This is a genomic window from Pseudomonas sp. (assembly GCF_046581935.1).
Lineage (GTDB): Bacteria > Pseudomonadota > Gammaproteobacteria > Pseudomonadales > Pseudomonadaceae > Aquipseudomonas.
Genome location: NZ_JAYGFK010000012.1, coordinates 1 through 19186 on the forward strand (window position 1 = coordinate 1; position 19186 = coordinate 19186).

Annotated in this window: 13 protein-coding genes; 6 read left to right on the forward strand and 7 right to left on the reverse strand. The window is 56.5% G+C overall.

The annotated features are described in order from the left end of the window. Window positions 1-568 precede the first annotated feature (568 nt). From VCA57_RS07805 to VCA57_RS07830, 6 genes are read left to right on the forward strand one after another with little or no spacing between them, the layout of a single operon-like run. Complete coding sequence (locus VCA57_RS07805) at window positions 569-1528, forward strand: AAA family ATPase (protein WP_411184411.1); 960 nt, start codon at window positions 569-571, stop codon at window positions 1526-1528. 5 nt (window positions 1529-1533) lie between these two features. Next, window positions 1534-2475, forward strand: a complete 942-nt coding sequence (locus VCA57_RS07810) for a DUF58 domain-containing protein (RefSeq protein WP_411184413.1) — start codon at window positions 1534-1536, stop codon at window positions 2473-2475. Beyond that, window positions 2472-2966: a DUF4381 domain-containing protein gene (locus VCA57_RS07815; RefSeq protein WP_411184414.1), complete on the forward strand. Its 495-nt coding sequence runs from the start codon at window positions 2472-2474 to the stop codon at window positions 2964-2966. Before VCA57_RS07810 ends, VCA57_RS07815 begins: the two co-directional genes overlap by 4 nt. Then, the gene (locus tag VCA57_RS07820) at window positions 2959-3990 is read left to right on the forward strand and encodes a vWA domain-containing protein (RefSeq protein WP_411184415.1); all 1032 of its coding nucleotides are present in this window, start codon (window positions 2959-2961) and stop codon (window positions 3988-3990) included. The genes VCA57_RS07815 and VCA57_RS07820 overlap by 8 nt, the downstream gene beginning before the upstream one ends. Then, window positions 3987-5738, forward strand: coding sequence for a VWA domain-containing protein (locus VCA57_RS07825; protein ID WP_411184416.1), 1752 nt, complete (start codon window positions 3987-3989; stop codon window positions 5736-5738). Before VCA57_RS07820 ends, VCA57_RS07825 begins: the two co-directional genes overlap by 4 nt. Continuing rightward, on the forward strand, window positions 5735-7375 hold the full coding sequence (locus tag VCA57_RS07830; protein ID WP_411184417.1) for a BatD family protein: 1641 nt from the start codon (window positions 5735-5737) through the stop codon (window positions 7373-7375). The genes VCA57_RS07825 and VCA57_RS07830 overlap by 4 nt, the downstream gene beginning before the upstream one ends. Window positions 7376-7669: 294 nt before the next feature. Here the strand turns inward: VCA57_RS07830 and VCA57_RS07835 are convergent, their stop codons facing one another. The 7 genes from VCA57_RS07835 to VCA57_RS07865 all read right to left on the reverse strand — a co-directional run bounded on the left by VCA57_RS07835 (window position 7670) and on the right by VCA57_RS07865 (window position 19157). Next, a complete protein-coding gene (locus VCA57_RS07835; protein ID WP_411184418.1) occupies window positions 7670-10024 on the reverse strand; it encodes an efflux RND transporter permease subunit in 2355 nt (784 codons plus the stop codon). A gap of 15 nt (window positions 10025-10039) precedes the next feature. Beyond that, entirely contained in the window at window positions 10040-11110 is a 1071-nt protein-coding gene (locus VCA57_RS07840) for a WD40/YVTN/BNR-like repeat-containing protein (protein WP_411184932.1), read from the reverse strand. Between the two features lie 209 nt (window positions 11111-11319). After that, window positions 11320-12690, reverse strand: coding sequence for a DUF1329 domain-containing protein (locus VCA57_RS07845; protein ID WP_411184419.1), 1371 nt, complete (start codon window positions 12688-12690; stop codon window positions 11320-11322). 66 nt (window positions 12691-12756) lie between these two features. After that, window positions 12757-14712 carry a DUF1302 domain-containing protein gene (locus tag VCA57_RS07850; protein WP_411184420.1) on the reverse strand — a complete coding sequence of 652 codons (1956 nt, stop codon included), beginning with the start codon at window positions 14710-14712 and terminating at the stop codon, window positions 12757-12759. Window positions 14713-15342: 630 nt separating this feature from the next. Further along, window positions 15343-18003 (reverse strand): aminopeptidase N, encoded by a 2661-nt coding sequence (gene pepN, locus VCA57_RS07855; protein WP_411184421.1) that lies wholly within the window; start codon window positions 18001-18003, stop codon window positions 15343-15345. A gap of 54 nt (window positions 18004-18057) precedes the next feature. Further along, window positions 18058-18894, reverse strand: coding sequence for a DUF2797 domain-containing protein (locus VCA57_RS07860; RefSeq protein WP_411184422.1), 837 nt, complete (start codon window positions 18892-18894; stop codon window positions 18058-18060). Then, entirely contained in the window at window positions 18894-19157 is a 264-nt protein-coding gene (locus VCA57_RS07865) for a YeaC family protein (RefSeq protein WP_411184423.1), read from the reverse strand. The genes VCA57_RS07860 and VCA57_RS07865 overlap by 1 nt, the downstream gene beginning before the upstream one ends. Window positions 19158-19186: the final 29 nt, after the last annotated feature.

Below are 19186 nucleotides of genomic sequence, written 5' to 3' on the forward strand. Positions count from 1 at the left end.
CTTCCGTCAAGTGATTTCGAAAATTTCTTTTCAAACTCAACCACTTGCGCTTTCGATCAACTTCTAGCTTCTCGTCAGCGGGAGGCGAATTCTACAGCGTTTCAAACCGCTGTCAACTGCCTCTTTTACCGCTTTCGATCAACTCGACCGAACCACCGACAGGACCAAACCACCGCCCTACCAGCCCGGCGCATTTTACGCCGCGTCCAGCACCACCACCTGAAAGAACGATAAGAGTGCCCAAGACAGGGGCAACAGAGAAAGACAGCAATACGCCTATATATAGAAGACTCATATCTTTGCTCTGCCCGCCAGATGCCACCTAAATCGACGGACTGCTGCGCTGTCGCTTGTATGAGAGACAGCAAGACCAGCATCAGCAAGATCGAACCTGCTATCTACCATGGTGCGGCGCCCCCCATCTTAGATGTCGAGTCATACATAGCCTGACGCTCGGCAAATGCTTTAAAGTCTCGTCTCTAAGTGCAATGGCAGCAGCCACTGGCACCTTACTCGCGGCCCCTGTTGTCGTTGCACGACAGTACCTTCATCCAGAAAGAGCCCAACGATGGAACACCGTGAAGCGCTTGTCGCACTACGTCATTTTCTTTCCAGCCAAATTCTCGGCCAGGAAAAACTCATCGAAAGGCTGCTGATCGCCTTGCTCGCAGACGGCCACATGCTGGTTGAAGGCGCTCCTGGCCTGGCCAAGACCAAGGCCATAAAAGAGCTGGCCGAAGGCATCGAAGCAGAGTTTCACCGAATCCAGTTCACCCCTGACCTTCTGCCTGCCGATATTACCGGCACAGAGATCTACCGCCCGGAAACCGGCAGCTTCGTGTTCCAGCAAGGGCCGATCTTTCATAACCTGGTACTGGCCGACGAGATCAACCGCGCGCCAGCGAAGGTCCAGTCAGCCCTGCTTGAGGCCATGGCCGAGCGCCAGGTCAGCGTAGGCCGCAGTACCTATAACCTGTCGCCACTGTTTTTGGTGATGGCCACACAGAACCCGATTGAACAAGAAGGCACCTACCCACTGCCCGAAGCGCAGCTAGACCGCTTTCTGATGCATGTAAAAATCGGCTTCCCAGACGCCAGCGTTGAACGCAAGATCCTCGCCCAAGCACGTGGCGAGGCGCTAAACGGTGAGACCAAACCCGAACAATTGGTTAGTCAGCAGGCAATCTTTGCCGCCCGCCAAGAAATCCTCGGCCTTTATATGGCCGATGCAGTAGAGGAATACTTGGTGCAGTTGGTGATGGCCTCACGCACGCCGGCTAAGTTTGATGCGGAACTGGCCGAGTGGATTGCCTATGGCGCGAGCCCGCGGGGCTCGATTGCCTTGGACCGCTGCTCACGCGCGCATGCCTGGCTGGCTGGACGTGATTTTGTAAGCCCTGAAGACATCCAGGCGGTACTGTTCGACGTACTGCGCCACCGCATCATCCTATCGTTCGAGGCGGAAGCCGCCGGTATCGACCAAGACCGCGTGGTGCAACGTATTCTCGACGTTGTGGCGGTTGCCTAAGCGCCATGCACGAACTCCCCACGCAACCTGGCATTCGCGTCAGCCTCGCTGAGCTGATTGAGATGCGCCACCGCGTGCGTGAAGTGCAGCTGTTCTCCACACCAGCACGACGCAGCCCGCTAATAGGCCTGCACCACTCCAAGTTGCGCGGACGCGGCGTAGACTTCGACCAGGTGCGGGTTTATCAAGCGGGCGACGATGTGCGCACCATCGACTGGCGGGTTACAGCGCGCACTCAGGAGCCACACACCAAGCTGTTCCATGAAGAGCGCGAACGGCCGATTTACATCATGGTTGAGCAAAGCAGGCAGCTGTTCTTCGGCTCCGGCCTGATGTTCAAATCAGTACTCGCGGCCCAAGCAGCAAGCCTGATCGGCTGGGCTGCACTCGGCCACAATGACCGCATCGGCGGCCTGGTATTCGGTGACCTAGAACACCACGAAGTCAAACCGCGACGCAGCAAGCAGAGCCTGTTGCAACTGCTCAGCCGCCTCGCTAAAGCCAATCAAGCATTGAACAGCGACAGCCAGGGAGAGCGTGACAGTTTCGGTCTGGCTCTGCGTCGTGCCCGCGAAGTCCTGCGCCCAGGCAGCCTGGTGGTCGTACTGTGTGATGAGCGCACCCTCACTGACAGCAGTGAACAACAGCTACAACTGCTCGCGCGGCATACCGACCTACTGTTACTACCACTTTCCGACCCACTCGATCATGCGCTGCCGAACGCCGGCCTGCTGCGCTTTACCGAGCATGGCGCGCAGCTGGAGCTGGACACCCAGGACGCCGAACTGCGCCAGGCCTACCGCAGCCTGGCCGATGCCCGCCAAGCGCGCTGGCAGCGCCTAGCGCAGAAACTCGGCGTACCGCTGCTGGCCCTCAATACCCAGAGTGAGATGGTCGAACAACTGCGTGAGCACCTGAATGCACAACGCCCGAGGAAATCTCTGTGAATCCGCTGGAGCAGCTCGAACCGCTTATCGCTCCGGCACCGATCAGTTGGTGGCCACCCGCGCCGGGCTGGTGGATGCTCGCCGTTTTGCTACCACTGCTTCTGTGGGCCAGTTTCAAACTCATTAAACGCCTACCAAACAAGGCAAAGAGCCAGCCAGACGAAAGCCTGCTCGAACCATTGCGCCAGGCCGCACTGAATGAACTTGAACAGCTGCGCAAACCTTACGATGGCGTGGAGGCCGGCCCCTGGTTGCAGCAACTTAACGCCATCCTCAAACGCCTCTGTCGCGAGCGCTACCCGCAAAGCCATAGCCACGTACTCAGCAGCCGCGCCTGGCTAGCCTTTCTCGACAACCGCTGCCCCGCTGCAGGCCTAACGCGCTGGATGATCCTGGTCGAAGGAGCCTATCGCCCGCATTGCAGCCTGGATGACAAAGCAATCACTGGCCTCAACCAGGCCGTGGCAACCTGGATCCGCAAACATGTTTGAGTTTGCCTGGCCCTGGGTCTTTCTGCTCGCCCCCCTGCCCTGGCTTCTGCGCACCTGGTTACCGCCAGCAGACAGCGGCGAGGCGTCGTTGAAAATCAGCTTTCTCGCTGAATTGGAAGGTCTCAGCGGCCGCCGCGCTCGGCCGCGCCTGCCGGCCTTACGCCAGCAGGCACCCTTTATCCTCATCTGGCTATTACTGCTACTGGCTAGTGCACGCCCACAATGGCTCGGCGAACCACTGCCGCTACCCGCCAGCGGCCGTGACCTGCTGCTGGCTGTCGATGTGTCCGGATCGATGGATTACGCCGACATGACCTGGGAAGACCAGGAAGTCAGCCGCCTAACCTTGGTCAAACATCTGCTCGGTGATTTTATCGACGGCCGCCAAGGCGACCGAGTCGGTCTGATCCTGTTTGGCAGTCGCGCTTATCTACAGTCGCCGCTGACATTTGATCGGCAGACCGTACACACCTGGCTGGATGAGGCACAGAAGAATATCGCCGGACCGCAAACCGCCATCGGCGACGCCATTGGCCTAGCGGTAAAACGCCTGCGCGAGCGTCCGGCGCAGAGTCGCGTACTCGTACTGGTCACTGACGGTGCCAACAACGGCGGCGAAATCGACCCGCTGATGGCCGCTCGCTTAGCCGCAGATGAAAACATCACCATCTATCCCATAGGCATCGGTGCCGACCCCGAACAAAGTGGCGTATTGGGCATGCTCGGCTTCAACCCTGGTATTGATCTGGATGAGCCCAGCCTGCAGGCGATTGCCGAGGCCACCGGTGGCGAATACTTCCGTGCCCGTGACAGCGACGAATTGCAAGCCATTGAGGCCACCCTCGACCGTCTCGAACCCGTCGCGCAAAAACCTGCACTGGCCCGCCCAACACTGCCACTCTACCCCTGGCCACTGGGCCTTGCCTTGCTGCTCAGCATGCTGCTGGTAAGCCGACCACTCTGGCCAACCCTGCGGCAACGCTGGCGTGCCGAGCTGACCTTGCTTCGGGGGAAACAGCCATGAATCTGCTGAACAGCCTCTGGCCGCATTGGCAACGGCCCTTCTGGCTGCTGCTGATACCGCTGCTGGGCCTACTGCTGTGGCAGCTCTGGCACCGAGAAAAACGCAGTGGCCGCTGGCAAGCCCTGCTACCGGGAGCCTTCCACGCCGCACTGCTGACCAGCAGCCGCGGACGCAACAGTCGCCTACCCTGGATAGTTCTCGGCCTGGCTTGGTTACTGGCACTCTTGGCGCTACTCGGCCCAAGCTGGCAACGCATTGAGCAGCACAATCCCAAACCTGCAGACCCACTGGTGGTGGTGCTGGAACTAACACCAGAGATGCTCGCCAGCGACGCCTCGCCCAATCGCTTGGCGCAGGCTAAGCGTAAGTTGCTCGACCTGCTGGAAGCTCGCCAAGATGCACAAACCGCTATCGTCGTGTATGCCGGCAGCGCGCACACTTTGGTGCCGCTGTCTGATGACCTGGCCACCAGCCGCAACCTGCTCGATGCACTAACGCCAGGGATCATGCCGGAAGCGGGTAAACGGGCTGATCTGGCGATAGAAAAAGCCCTGCAACTCCTTGAGCAAGGTGCCCAAGGCAACGGTCGTCTACTGCTGCTGACCAGTGCCCTAAGCGAGGAAGAGCGCCAGGCAATTACGCCAATGCTGGGCAGCCGCGGAGAGCGCCTGAACATTCTCGGCATTGGTAGCACTCAGGGCGCACCGATCATTCAAGAAGACGGCTCGTTTTTAAAGGACTCGCAAGGAGCCATCCTGCTACCGCGTTTAGCCAGCAGCGGCCTCAAGCGCTTTGCCAATGAGCTAGGCGGCCAATACCAAGGCGTGACTCTTGATGACAGCGACCTGCGCAATCTGGGTCTGCTCGATGCGCCACAGCAGGTACGCCGTGACGGCGAGCTAACGCGCCTGCAGGCCTGGGCCGATCAAAGCCACTGGCTACTCCTGCCCTTGCTATTACTCGCAGCCTTTGCCGCACGCCGCGGCTGGTTGCTGTGTCTACCGCTGTTGCTACTGAGCGTGCCGCAAAACAGCTATGCCTTCGACTTTCAAGACCTCTGGCTACGGGCCGACCAGCAAGGCCAACGTCTACTCGACGCCCAACAACCAGCAGCCGCTGCGCAGCGCTTCACTGATCCACGTTGGCAGGGAATGGCGCTCTACCAGGCCGGTGACTTTGCGGCGGCTGCCGAACGCTTCGCCACTGGTGACACCGCCCACGACCACTACAATCGCGGTAATGCCCTCGCCCGCAGCAATGAGCTAGAAGCCGCCGTAGATGCCTATACCCAGGCCTTAGAGCTACAGCCGGGTCTAGTTCAGGCGCAGAAGAACAAGGCCTTGGTCGAAGCATTACTACAAAAGAATCAACAACAGCAGAATCCGGCCGACGGCCCGCCAAAGCCGGACACCCAGCAGAATCAAACCAACGCACAGCTGCAGGCCGGACAAGCAGGACAAAACACCCAAGAGCAAAGTGCGCAGTCATCTACCGCACAGAAGGCTCAAGGTGATGAAGAGCAGAAACCACAATCACCCGCTTCAGACACCGACGCCGCAACACTGTCAGCCCAGCAGGCAGGCGACGACGAAAGTCGTGAAGCGCAAGCAACCAGCGCCGAACCGGGTCTCGACAGCGAACGACGGCAAGCATTAGAACAATGGTTGCGACAAATCCCCGATGATCCGGGCGAACTGTTGCGGCGCAAATTCAGGTTGGAACAACAGCGTCAGGAACAACTGCAATGAGCCGACTGCTCTGTACCCTTCTACTCAGCCTGCTAGCCCTACATGCCAGCGCGCAAAGCCTGATTGCCAGCGTTGATCGTACGCGCCTGAATGCTGGCGAAAGTGTTGAGCTGATCCTCGAGTCAAATGACGCGACGCTGTTTGGCAAACCCGACTTGCAGCCGCTCAATGAGCTGTTCGAGGTGCTTGGCACCCGCCAGGTCAATCGCCTAACCGGAGGCAATAACGGCGCGCAGGCCAGCACCCGCTGGATAGTCACTCTGCAACCCAAGCACAGTGGCTATGTGGTGATACCACCGCTGACCCTCGGCCAACTGCGCAGCGAGCCAATCACCCTGCACGTCCAGCAGACTTCTAATGCCAGTGACAACCGCCTAGCACCGATCTTTATCGATGCCAGCCTGGACCAAGAAAGCGTCTATGTGCAGGCGCAAACTGTGCTGACACTGCGCATTTACCACTCTGTCTCGCTATATGACGACAGCAGCCTCACACCGCTAAACATGCCCCAAGCACGCATCGAAGCGCTGGGTAAACCACGCACCTATGAGAAAGACATCAATGGCGTGCGCCATGGTGTAATCGAACTGCGCTATGCCATCTTTGCCCAAGAAAGCGGCGAGCTGCTGATCCCGGCACAAACCTTCACAGCTACCGCAGTCGACCGTTCAAGCAGCAATTCCTACAACCCATTCGGCCCGAAGCCCGGCAAGGTGGTTCGGGTGAAATCCCCGGAAATACCCCTGAAGGTAAAAGCCAAACCAGCCAGCTACCCAGCCGATGCGCCCTGGCTACCTGCGCGTTCGCTGAGCCTCAGTGAAGTGTGGAGCCCGCAGCCGGAGGCCGCACGTGTTGGGGACTCGCTGACCCGTAGCCTGCTGCTTAAAGTAGACGGGCTTGCCAGTGCGCAGTTACCGCCTTTGCCGAGCACTCAGGTCAGCGGCCTGCGCAGCTATCCCGACCAACCGCAGCTGGCCAACCAGGCCAGCGACAACGGCCTGGTTGGCAGCCGTGAAGAACGCGAAGCCCTAGTGGCTAATCGTGAAGGCGTAATTACCCTGCCCGCCGTGGAGGTACTGTGGTGGAACACCACAACCGATCAGCTGGAACGCAGCAGCCTACCAGCACGCGAACTGCAGGTAGCGGCCAATCCAGACTTGGAAACACACCCTGCTGAACCGGATCGTTTTGCTCCAGTTGCAACATCTTCTGCAGTGTTGTGGCCCTGGCAATTAAGCACCGCCGTGCTAAGCCTGACGACCCTACTCGGCTTCTTCCTCTGGTGGCGCGCACGCCGCCAGCCGGCCGTATTGCCCAGCCAACAAACGGGCCCGACCCCACGCAACCTGCTGGATGACCTCAAGCGCACCTGCTTGGCCAACGACTCACAAGCCACCCGCCACGCCCTAGACGCCTGGGCCCGCCAACAACCGGAAACCTTGGCAGATATGGCCGCGCGCTTTACCCCGCTGTCAGATGCTCTCGACAGCCTGAACGGCGCGCTATACAGCGAAAGCGGTCAACACTGGCAAGGTCGCAACCTGTGGCAAGCAATCCGCAGCCTACCGGCGATGGAAGACCTAGAAAGCACCTCCAATCCCGACACCAGCACACTGCCTCCGTTATATCCGCGCTAGTCGTAATGCAACCTCCCAGCTTCTGCGCACAGATTTTGTAGAGTGGGTGGCGCGGAGCTGGGTTTGAGCACCAACAGCGCAATCTAAGCGCCACGTAACCCACCAGCGCTATCGGTTTTTCTCAGCTAATGGGTTATACGTCGGCTATGCAGAAGCGGACTTGTCCGCAACAACCACTGGCCTCGAGGCGATTCGCGGACAAGCTCTCCCTTACAAAAGCCATCTGTAATCGCTCCCGTAGACAATAAAAAACCGCGACCCAAGGGCCGCGGTTTTTAGTACTGCGTATCAGGCCTAGGCCTTATTGCGCAGCTTCTCCGGGTTGATCAGGAAGCGTGCCAGAGCCGGCAGCAGCCAGATCGCGCCAATCATGTTCCAGAGGAACATAAAGGTCAGCATCAACCCCATATCGGCCTGGAACTTGATGGCCGAGAAGATCCAGGTTGCCACACCGATTGCCAGGCAAACGCCAGTAAACAGCACGGCCTTACCCGTCGACTTGAGCGTCTCGTAGTAGGCTTCCTGCAGTGACAGGCCCTGACGCAGATACGTCTCCAGGCGGCTGTAGATATAGATGCCGTAGTCAACACCAATACCCACACCCAATGCGATTACCGGCAGCGTCGCGACCTTCACCCCGATGCCCATAAAGGCCATCAGTGCGTTACCCAGTACCGATGTCAGCACCAGCGGCAGGATCACACATAGGGTGGCGGCCAGCGAACGGAAGGTCAGCAAGCACATGATGCTCACGGCCGCATAAACCGCGATCAGCATGGTAGTTTCAGAAGCCGCAATCACCTCGTTAGTGGCGGCTTCGATCCCTGCGTTACCGGCGGCCAAGATGAACTCAAGGCCTTCCTTGTTGTTCTCTTTGGCAAAATCTTCGGCCACTTTAACCGCACGGGACAGGGTTTCTGCCTTGTGGTCAGTGAGGAACACCAACACCGGAGCAACCGAGCAATCGCCGTTGTACAAGCCGTCGGCCCGAGCGATGGAGTTGTTCAGTACGTCCTGGTTACGCGACAGGGTTTCCCACTTCAGGCTGCCCTCGTTCATACCTTTGATCACCTGACGCGACACGGTGACCATGGAAATGGCCGACTGTACGCCCTCGGTGTTCTCCATCTTCCACATCAACTCATCCATGGCCGACAGTGTCGGGTAAGTCGAGCAGCCTTCAGCCGCCGTCTTGACCATGATCACCAACACATCAGAGCTGGTGGAATAGTTGCGGATGACAAAGTCGTTATCTAGGTTGTAGCGCGAATCCGGATGCAGCTCGGGTGCACCCTGATCGAGGTCGCCGATCTTCAGGTTTTGCCCATACCACACACCACCAGCCAGCGCGACAACAGCAACGACAACAGAGATCGGCGCAACCATCGGGTGCGCACAGTTGGAAATCAAACGCCAGAACGGATGCTCCTTCTCGGCCTCATCCCGACTGATCTGCACGGCCTTCTTGCTAATCCCCACATAGGAAATCATCACTGGCAGCAGAATCAGGTTGGTCAGGATGATCACCGCCACGCCCATGGAGGCGCCAATCGCCAGCTCGCGGATTACCCCAATGTCGATCAACAGCAGGGTGATAAAGCCCACGGCATCCGACAACAACGCCACCAGCCCCGGGATAAACAGCTGGCGGAACGCCATACGCGCAGCGGACAGCGAGTCAGTCGCCTCCCCGGAGGCCATGGCGATACCGTTGATCTTCTGCACACCATGGGAAATACCAATGGCAAAGACCAGAAACGGCACCAGCATCGAATACGGGTCAAGACCGAAGCCTAGTGTATGCAGCAAGCCTAACTGCCAGATCACCGCAACCAGGGTTGTGAGGACGACTGCCAGGGCGCTCTTGAAGCAATGGGTGAACCACAGCAGCAGAACGAAGGTGATTGCGATGGCGACGGCAAAGAAGATTGCCACACCAAACAAGCCATCAATCAGATCGCCAACTTTCTTGGCGAAACCGATGATATGAATTTTTACATTAGGGTTTTGCGCTTGGTACTTGTCGCGGATCTTCTCTTCCAGCTCGTGGGAGAACTTCTGATAATCCAGCGGAATCTGCTTACTTTGGTCGTTAGGGTCGGCGTATGACTCCAGCAACGGCAAATCAATGATGCTCGATTTGAAGTTGTTACCTACCAAGCGGCCGATCTGCCCGGACTTGAGGATATTACTGCGCAGCTCCTCAAGGCTTTCCGAGGAGCCATCGTAGGTTTGCGGAATAACCTCGCCACCGGCAAAGCCTTCTTCAGTCACTTCGGTCCAGCGAACGCTAGGGCTCCAGAGCGACTTCAGACCAGAACGATCAACACCCGGAATATAGAAGGCTTCGTCGTTGATCTGACGCAGCGTCTCCATGTACTCCTTGGTAAAGATATCGCCATCAACCGCTTCCACCGAAATACGTACGGTGTTGCCCAGGTTGGCCAGATCATTACGGTGCTCAAGCATCTTTTGGATGTACGGATGCCCCAGCGGAATCATCTTCTCGAAGCTGGTCTGCGGGCGGACCTGCGCCGCTTGGAAAAACAGAAACAGGCTGATCAACAAGCACAGCAGAATGACCGCCGGGCGATTGTTGAAGATCAACCGTTCCAGAAAGGAGGCAGGTTGTTGTTGGTGCTTACTCATGCAAAGGCTCCCGGCTTATTGTTGTTGGCCCAGATCGGCGCCAGTAGGTGCAGCGGTATGAACGCCACCCTGCCCTACCAGAATCAGATTGCCGTTTTCCATTGCTGCAACGCCAGCCAGCGAAAGCCGGTCGGCACGATTGATTACGCTGAAACTGCGGCCATCATCGGTGCTTTTAAGCACAGTACCGCCATGACCAACCACCACAATTGAGCCATCAGCCAGACGATTACCGTCAGCCAGACCAAACTCAAGCGGACCATTGTGGTCGGTTTTCAGGCTGATTGCCTGCCAGCTCGAGCCGAAGTCGGTCGAACGAAACAAATGGCCGCGCAGGCCGTAAACCAACAAAGTACCAGGCTCGCCTGTGCCGATGACACCAAATAGCGAGCCCTCATAAGGACTCTCCACGGTTTCCCAGGTTTTGCCCCAGTCCGGGGAACGGAACATCGCGCCTTGCTCGCCGACAATAAACAAGCCGGAGTCTTTGACTTCGCCGATGGCATTGAGGTGATAGGTGTCTTCGTTGTCCAAGCGGTCGCTGACGTCCTCCCAGTTGGCACCACCATCAGTGGTTTCCAACAAGGCACCGTAAGCGCCTACCGCATAGCCGTTGTTGCGGTCCTTAAACCATATGTCGAGCAAAGGCGCTTCACGCTCAAGGTCTTCGAACTGCTTGGTCCAAGTAGCACCACCATCGGTGGTGGCAAGGATCTGTGAGTCATGTCCAACCGCCCAGCCGTTGCGTTCATCAATAAAGAACACCGCTGTGAGCATTTGTTTGGTTGGCACTTTTGCTTGGGTCCAGCTCGTCGCATTGTCATCGGAGAGCAGGATGTGGCCACGATCACCCACAGCAACCAGACGTTTACCAAGGCTGGCAACATCGAGCAAAAGGGAATGTGAGGCCTTGGCAGATGTAACCGAAAAATTATTGGCTTCAGCACTGGCAGCTTGCAGTGGAACACTGGCAAACATCAGCATGGATAGCACACTGCACAGCGACAGCGCTTTGGCTATCGGTGAGCGGCGGAGCACTGGTGCGCGGGATAAACCTGCAACACGCTCGGCCAGGGTGCGCCGCATAACGGGCTCACTCATATACCTTCCCCTTATTCTTATAGGTAGCACTACCCTTATAGCAGTGCACCTATCCTACTGAGCTTTCAAAAGGCCTGACAATCGGCGCGACGTTATGTTTTGTTAAACCGGCCCGTCTACCATGCATTGTTCGGCTGACAAATAGCAAAAGGCCGCTACAACAGTAGCGGCCTTTTGCTCAACCGACACGCGGATTAGCGCGTGCCGCGGCGACGCAGAGCGGCTGGTTTGAAATAACCATCATCCGGAACAGGCTGGCTGAAGTCGATGGTGCTCGGTTCTTCATTATCCAGGTTCTGTACGTGATAACGACGGGCCTGCAGATCGTGGAACGTATCCAGCGCAGACCAGGTCGTCGGTAGGTCGTAGAAGTTCTTCAGGTAGGCAATCGAGACGCGCCACAGCTCGCCACGACCGTCGTACTGATCAACCACAGCAGCCTGCCAGCTGTCCTCGTCGAGGAACAAGGTACGCTTGGAATAGATATGGCGAGCGCCTGCCTTCAGCGTGCCCTCTACCACCCATACGCGGTGCAGCTCATTGCGTGTGTATGCCGGGTTCAAGTGACCCACTTGCAGCAGATCCTCGTACTTGACGTCCGGGCTGGTGACTTTGTAGCTGTTGTACGGAATGTAGATTTCCTTCTTACCCACCAGCTTCCAATCAAAGCGATCTGGCGAGCCATTGATCATGTCGGTGTCGTCTGCAGTACGCAGGCCGTCCGCAGCAGCAATCGGGGTGTCATAAGCCAGGTTCGGCGCACGACGTACGCGACGCTGACCGGCGTTGTAGCCCCAAGCCTGACGCGGCTCTTTTACCTGATCCAGGGTTTCATGCACCAACACCGCACCACCAGCCAGGCGCGCCGGGCTCTTGGTGAAGGACAGGTAGTAGAACATGATGTTATTCAGATCAGCTGCAGTGCCTTTCGGGTTGTAGAACTTGAACAAGGCTTCCTGTTGCGAGGTTACCAGCGAGTAGCTGCCGTTACGCTGTACAGCCACTTCCGAGGCGCGACGCACGATGTAGGTACCACGGTAGCGGGCGATGTGGTTCCACAACGCTTCTACACCATTTTGCGGAATCGGGAACGGAACACCGCCATAGGCATCGGAGAAACCGTTACCACCATCAAGCAGCTTGGCAGTGGTCGCGTTTTTGATGGTGTTGTCATACACCCACTGCGGCGCAGAACCAGAACGACGAGTCGGGTAGACCGGCATCTGGTAGCTGTTTGGGTAGGTATTGAACATCGCAATCTGACCAGGCGTCAGGTGGTCTTTGTACTGATCCAGATTGGCCTTAGTGATGGTGAACAGCGGCTTGTCATCAGCAAAGGGATCAACGTGGTGCTGGCCTGGCGTGGTGTAACCGGCTGGAGCCTTGGTGATACCACCGGTCCACTCAGGAATGGTACCCGCAGCGTTACCGGCTTTCTCGGCACCGAACGGGGTGAGGCTGGCACCCAATTTGGCTGCCTCCTGAGGGGAAACGGCTGCCAGCGCGCTACCGGCGGTCAACGCCAGAACAATCGCTGCACTCATCAGCGTGTGCTTTTTCAGCATCTTGATTCTCCGTGAAATAAGTTATCAACCAAGTGCCCGCAGGCACTCGGTATTTTCTAGTTCTGTTTAGAAGGAATACTTGACGTTCAAACCGATATTGTCGCGGTCACGACTGGCGTTGTTTTGGCCACCGCCCGAGAACTCGGTGTAAGCCAGCTCGCCTTCCAGACTGTTCAGGTAACTGGCTTTTACACCGAGGGTGTATGCCTTGCGACCTTCAATAAAGTTACCGGTCTGGTAGGAGTTACCCTCGAAGTCATCTTTATAAACCACGTACGGGGAAACGTTCACACCGGCATATACATCGTTCCAGGTGCCGGAAAGCACCAGAGTGTAGCCATAAGCATTTTTGTTGACTTGATCATCGCGATCAGCTCCGCCCACATAGGAACTGTTGCCACGACCAGAGTAGTAACGAGTTGACCCGTCCAAGGCGGTGTACTTCAGATCAGAACCACGTAAGTGTTCAGAAGCCAATTCAGCAACACCGAATAGCGAGTCAAAACCTGCGGTTGGACCAAAATTATAAATAGTACCCAGGGAGGTGTTGTACGCCTCTACGCGTTCTACGTTGTGAATTTCGTCGCCAAGGCGAACTTGCTGACCACCGATGTTCACGGTGCTACCACTAGCCAGAGGAGTAGCCTGCTTAAGTAAGTCGCCCAGCAAGTCGTTAGTGGTAGCAATACCGATTGGCAAGTTTGGACGGTAGGCCAACTCACCAAAAACCGAGGCATTACCAACGGTAGTATTGAAACTGAAGCCGTACATTTGAATGTCTTCAGCGTACTCACGACGGGCATTGACGTTGTTTGCCACGTCGAGGGTGGCGAGACCACCTGCGGCAGTCGCAAAGTTGGTGTTCAAAAATGTCGAGTCCGCACAGAGCGGGTTAGCACCCAACGAAGCAACACAAGCACCAGCTGCAATCTGACCTACATTCAAGCCTTGATAGCTCCCAAGATCAGCCTCAATAGTGGGCTCTTTCGAGTGATAGTTCACGAAGTACAGGCCGAACTCGGTGGAATTCAGTTCTTCAGCGATGTATTTGAAGTTAAAGCCGTATTGACCATCGTTTTTGGCGTTAAGGTCGGAGCCAATTTTCGCAACTTGGATATTGCCGTTGGAGTCGACATTACGACCACCAGTCAAACCACCAGTATTACCTGCACTCAGGCCTGGATAAAGGGCACCAGCAGCGATGAGGGCTTTTTGCGTCGAGTAAGCAGTGTTACCCCCATCTGCAAACAAGTCGGTCTCAGAGAAGTAAGTGCCGACTGGATCGATAGCCGATTCTTTCCAGTTAAACTGGTAGAACGCTTCCATAGAAAGGTTATCGGTCAGGCCGACGTTGAAGCTCAACGCTTCAACCGGCACCAGCACCTCTTTCAGCTCTGAACCAGGCAGGCGAAACTTGGCAGCATCTACCGGGTTGGTGGTGTTTACGCCACCACGATAGAACAAGCCTTCACCCCAGTTGAAAACCTGCTTACCCAAACGACCAGAGACTGGCATATCGGCAACATCCCAGTTGCCATAAACATAGGCATCCAGGATCTGTGCACCGCGACCAGCCTTGTCACGCGTCTCATTGGTGAAGCTTGAGTTGTTTGGCGTATTTTGGCTCGGTTGGGAGGGATCGTTCTGACTCATGTAGTCGTTGCGCTTGTCCATGATCTGCGTGTCATAGAACGCAGTACCGCGCACAAATACGCCGTAATTCTGATAGCGAGCTTCCATATCCGTGGTGATTTTGAATACTTCGGAAACTAGGCCAGTATCGAAGTTACGATTACCGTCATTAGTATTGATGTCATCGTTGGTCTTGTCCTGGCCTTGTACACGCCAAAGCTGACCGTACGATACGGTGGAGTCGATGGAGCCGCTGATTTCATTGTCGGCGAAGCTGAATTCCACTGCTTGGGCATGGGCCGCAATCAGCAGCGGGAGGACACCAACAAAAGCAAAACCTGCCTTGGCAGGCGCGAAGCGCAATACGGGCTTACGGGACTTAATTTCCATCGAAACGTTACTCCGTGGACAGATCATCTTTTTTGCACCCCAACCGCAGGGTACGTTTTGGCCATACTGATGACGGCCTTAATGTTGATTGGAGGCAATCCCCCAAACTCGTTTTCACGCACCTCACTGCTTGGCATAGCCATAAAGAGGTCATATCAATGTTGCCTTCTGCAACCATAGTGCCAATTCAAACAAGCGTATAAAAAAATCACTCCGAATGAAACTAAACTACACAACCGCATTGTGACTGATCATTCAGCAACCAATTAACGTCACGCTGTAACCGTTTTACCCTTTTTTGTCCTACGATCTGGCGCGATTAGTCACTTTGGCTACACGGCTCAAGCACAGGCGTTTCAAACAAAACAGAGAAGGTCAAGGCAAGCTGCTCAAGCGGCATTACGAAGATTTTCTAACCTGCCGCCAGGTAACACAAAAAGTGTTACCAAGCCGAGCCAGGTAACACTTTTATGCAGATAAAAAAACTGAGTGAAAAATCTGGGCCCCTGCGACCGGACATCGAGCTGCTTGAGCAACACTTTAGTGTTAGCAGTCCCAAGTAGACCAAGCTGACAACTGCCGAATACCGCTGTAATGGTATTCGGCTCCAACACTGTCACAGGCTAATTACTAGCCCGCCAGACTCTTGCTAAGCACCTCATAAACATCGCTGGACAGCTCGCCAGAGGCCAGAATGCGCTGCAGTTCGGCCTTCATCTGCGCCTGACGCGCGCTGCCGTATTTCGCCCAACGTGTTAGCGGACCTAGCAAGCGCGAAGCAATTTGCGGATTAAGGGCATTCAGGGTGATCACCTGATCAGCCAGGAAGCGGTATCCGCTACCGTCAGCCTGATGGAAGCCCTGTAGATTCTGCCCGGCAAATGCACCGATCAAGGCGCGCACCTTGTTCGGGTTCTTCAGGGTAAACGCCGGATGCTGCATCAATTGCTCAACGCGCTGCAGCGCACCTGGCAAAGCGCAGGCAGCTTGCACGCTGAACCACTGATCCATCACCAGCGGGTTGTCTTTGAAGAAGTCCGCAAAACTGGCCAGTGCAGCGGCTTTCTCAGCCTCAAACGGCGAATTGACCAATACCGCCAAGGCCGTCAGGCGCTCAGTCATATTGTCGGCATTCTCGAACTGCTCCAAACAAGCCGCCAACACCTCGGCATTGCCGTTAAGCATCAGGTAGGACAAGGCGATGTTTTGCAGGCTGCGCCGGGCAAAGTGCCCTGCCTCAGCCACATAGGCACTGGCGCGGGAAACCTTGTGATTGTTCTGATAGCGCTGCCACAGCAGATCAAACAAGGCATCAGAGAGTTGCAGCCGAGCAAACTCACGAGCCGCGTGAATGGCCTCAACATCAGCGACTTCGCTGATTTCCGTCAGATACGCCTCACCTGGCAGTGAGAGCATTTCAGCCACCATGGCCTGATCCAGAGAGTCGTCGGCCAGCAGCGTGCGGAACGCCTCGACCAGACGCTGATCAAGCACCAGCGCGTCGCCGCGTTGATGCTGTCCAACCAGATCCTGCAATACCTGTACAGACAGCTGCTGCCCTGCCTCCCAGCGATTAAACCCATCACTGTCGTGCTGCATAAGGAACATCAACTGGTCACGGCTGTAAGGGAAGTTCAGCTTGACCGGTGCCGAAAAACCGCGCAGCAAAGAAGGCAGTGGTTGTTCCGCGAGGTTGATAAAGGTGAACGCCTGTTCGGCTTCCGTCACCTGCAGCACACGGGAAAGCCCCTGCGCGGCATCTTCACCGACCAACTGCAGCGGCAACTCGCGACCCTGAGCATCCAGCAGAGCCAACTCCACAGGAATAACGAACGGTTGTTTCTCCGCCTGCCCAGGTGTTGCCGGGCAGGTTTGGCGAAACTGTAGGCGGTAGCTATTGGCTGCTGCATCGTAGCTTTCGCTGACCTCCAAGCGCGGCGTGCCGGCCTGGCTGTACCAGCGTTTGAACTGGGTTAGGTCGATGCCATTGGCTTCTTCCATCGCGCGGATAAAATCGTCGCAGGTCACCGCCTGGCCATCGTGGCGGGCAAAGTACAGATCACTGCCTTTACGGAAGCCCTCGGCACCGACCAGGGTGCGGATCATCCGCACCACTTCCGAGCCCTTCTCATACACCGTCAGGGTGTAGAAGTTGGAGATTTCCATAAAGGCATCCGGGCGTACTGGATGGGCCATCGGGCCAGCATCTTCGGCGAACTGATGGGTGCGCAAGTAGGCGACATCCTCGATGCGCTTGACCGTGCGCGAGTGCATATCGGCACTGAACTCGGCGTCGCGAAATACCGTGAAACCTTCCTTGAGCGACAGCTGGAACCAGTCGCGGCAAGTAACCCGGTTGCCCGACCAGTTATGAAAATACTCGTGTGCAACAACGGCCTCAACGCGCTGGTGCGCAGCATCGGTCGCGGTCTCGGCCTTAGCCAGTACGCAGCTGGAGTTGAAAATGTTGAGGCCCTTGTTTTCCATGGCCCCCATGTTGAAGTCGTTAACTGCAACGATCATGAAGATGTCCAGGTCATACTCGCGGCCATAGACCTCTTCATCCCACGTCATAGACTTCTTTAGGCTGTCCATGGCGTGCTGGCATTTGTCGATATTTTCTGGCTCGACATAGATGCGCAGTGCCACTTCACGCTTGCTCATGGTGGTGAAGCTGTCTTCCACACACCAGAGATCACCCGCCACCAGCGCAAATAGATAAGCCGGCTTCATAAACGGGTCTTCCCAGGTCGCCCAATGCCGACCATCGCCCTCGTTACCACTGGCAATCGGGTTGCCGTTGGACAGCAGCACTGGATAGCTGTGCTGCTCGGCGCTCAGGGTGGTGGTGAACTTGCTCATCACGTCTGGGCGGTCGAGGTAGTAGGTGATCTTGCGAAAACCCTCGGCCTCGCACTGGGTGCAGAACATGCCACTGGACTTGTACAACCCTTCCAGCGCGGTGTTGCTCTCTGGGTGGATACGCACGCTGCTGTCGATAATAAAACTGGCACTATCGGGCTGCAGGGTCAGGTGGTTTTCGGTCAGCTGGTAATCATCGACCGTCAATTCGCGATCGTTCAGCGCCACCGAAAGCAGCTCCAGCTGCTGACCATCCAGCTGCAACGGCGGCAAACCGCTGCCGGCAGCCGGGTTACGGCGCATCACCAGTTGCGCGTGAACCAGGGTGTGATCCTCGAACAACTCGAAGGTCAGGTGCGTTTCATCGATCAGATAATCCGGGGCCTGGTAGTCCTTGAGGTAGATCATCTTCGGCTGTTCGGTGCGCATGGCTTGTGGCCCTTTATCTGCGGCGCGCAGGCGCCGGGTTCGCGAATAGAAAAGTCAGGCGGCCAGTTCGTGGACGGCCAACTGATAAGCAGTGTATTTACGGATATTGATCACACCGGTGTCGAACATCAGGTACTGGCCCTTGATACCCAGCAGCGTGCCTTCAGCCAGTGGGTTCTTATCCAGATTGAAACTGTTGATCTTGGCTGGGTAGGCGTCAATCGGATAAGCAATCTGCACCACCGGCTGCTCACTCAGCGGCTGAATGGCCTGGAGACCAAAGCGTTGTTGCAATTCAGTCAGGCCGCTGCCGCAACTGGTAAACAGCTGTTCGCGCACGGCGAGCAGATCGACCGGCGTGGCATCGCCCTTGAGCAAGGCCCGCCAGTTGGTTTTATCCGCCACTTGGCTGCGCAGTAGATCCTCAACAAAGCCGGACTGCTGGCGAGTGGCTACGCGCAGAATCGGCAACGCCTGGGTCGCACCTTGATCAATCCAGCGTGTCGGAATTTGCGTGGCACGGGTAATACCCACTTTCACGCCCGACGAGTTGGCCAGGTAAACCACGTGATCGGTCATGCAAAACTGCTCGCCCCAACTCGGCTCGCGGCAGGTGCCGGCGTCGTAGTGGCAGCGCTCCGGGCTCATGATGCAGATATCGCACTGCGCCAGCTTTTGCATACAGGGGTAGCAATAACCTTGGCTGTAACTGCTTTTGGTTTTGCGCCCGCAATGGCTGCAGTGGATCGCACCGAGGAACTCCAGGCGCAGGGTTTTTCCAATTAGTGGATTAACCGGCAGCAGTTCATCGCCGAGACGAAAGCTGTACTGCACGGGGGCATCCAGCTGCACTGCCATTTTGCTCAGGGCACCACGCGCCAACTCACTCATCAGTGCAGGGTATCCGACGATTTGAATAGCAGATTAGGAACCGCCTCGGACTTCGAGCTGCACTCTTGCGGGCCCATATAACCGATGCGCTCTTCTTCGGGCAGGTTGTGCATTTCCCAGGCAATCAGCGCTTGCAGGGTCAGCTCCTTTTGCTCTTGGGTCAGCTTGCGGCCATCCGGCCATTTGCCGATTTCAACAGCCAGTTTGAGGTTTTGATAAATCTCAGGGGTGATGTTTTCAATTGCTTCAAGAAAGGACGACATGGCGCCTCCAAATACAAAGTGGCAGTTTA

Excerpts from the sequence above, each read along its gene's own strand:
- VCA57_RS07805 (WP_411184411.1), top strand. The coding sequence starts at position 569 with ATGGAACACCGTGAAGCGCTTGTCGCACTACGTCATTTTCTTTCCAGC.
- VCA57_RS07825 (WP_411184416.1), top strand. The coding sequence starts at position 3,987 with ATGAATCTGCTGAACAGCCTCTGGCCGCATTGGCAACGGCCCTTCTGG.
- VCA57_RS07835 (WP_411184418.1), bottom strand. The coding sequence starts at position 10,024 with ATGAGTAAGCACCAACAACAACCTGCCTCCTTTCTGGAACGGTTGATC.
- VCA57_RS07840 (WP_411184932.1), bottom strand. The coding sequence starts at position 11,110 with ATGCGGCGCACCCTGGCCGAGCGTGTTGCAGGTTTATCCCGCGCACCA.
- VCA57_RS07860 (WP_411184422.1), bottom strand. The coding sequence starts at position 18,894 with ATGAGTGAGTTGGCGCGTGGTGCCCTGAGCAAAATGGCAGTGCAGCTG.
- VCA57_RS07820 (WP_411184415.1), top strand. The coding sequence starts at position 2,959 with ATGTTTGAGTTTGCCTGGCCCTGGGTCTTTCTGCTCGCCCCCCTGCCC.
- VCA57_RS07865 (WP_411184423.1), bottom strand. The coding sequence starts at position 19,157 with ATGTCGTCCTTTCTTGAAGCAATTGAAAACATCACCCCTGAGATTTAT.
- VCA57_RS07845 (WP_411184419.1), bottom strand. The coding sequence starts at position 12,690 with ATGCTGAAAAAGCACACGCTGATGAGTGCAGCGATTGTTCTGGCGTTG.
- VCA57_RS07810 (WP_411184413.1), top strand. The coding sequence starts at position 1,534 with ATGCACGAACTCCCCACGCAACCTGGCATTCGCGTCAGCCTCGCTGAG.
- pepN (WP_411184421.1), bottom strand. The coding sequence starts at position 18,003 with ATGCGCACCGAACAGCCGAAGATGATCTACCTCAAGGACTACCAGGCC.
- VCA57_RS07850 (WP_411184420.1), bottom strand. The coding sequence starts at position 14,712 with ATGGAAATTAAGTCCCGTAAGCCCGTATTGCGCTTCGCGCCTGCCAAG.
- VCA57_RS07830 (WP_411184417.1), top strand. The coding sequence starts at position 5,735 with ATGAGCCGACTGCTCTGTACCCTTCTACTCAGCCTGCTAGCCCTACAT.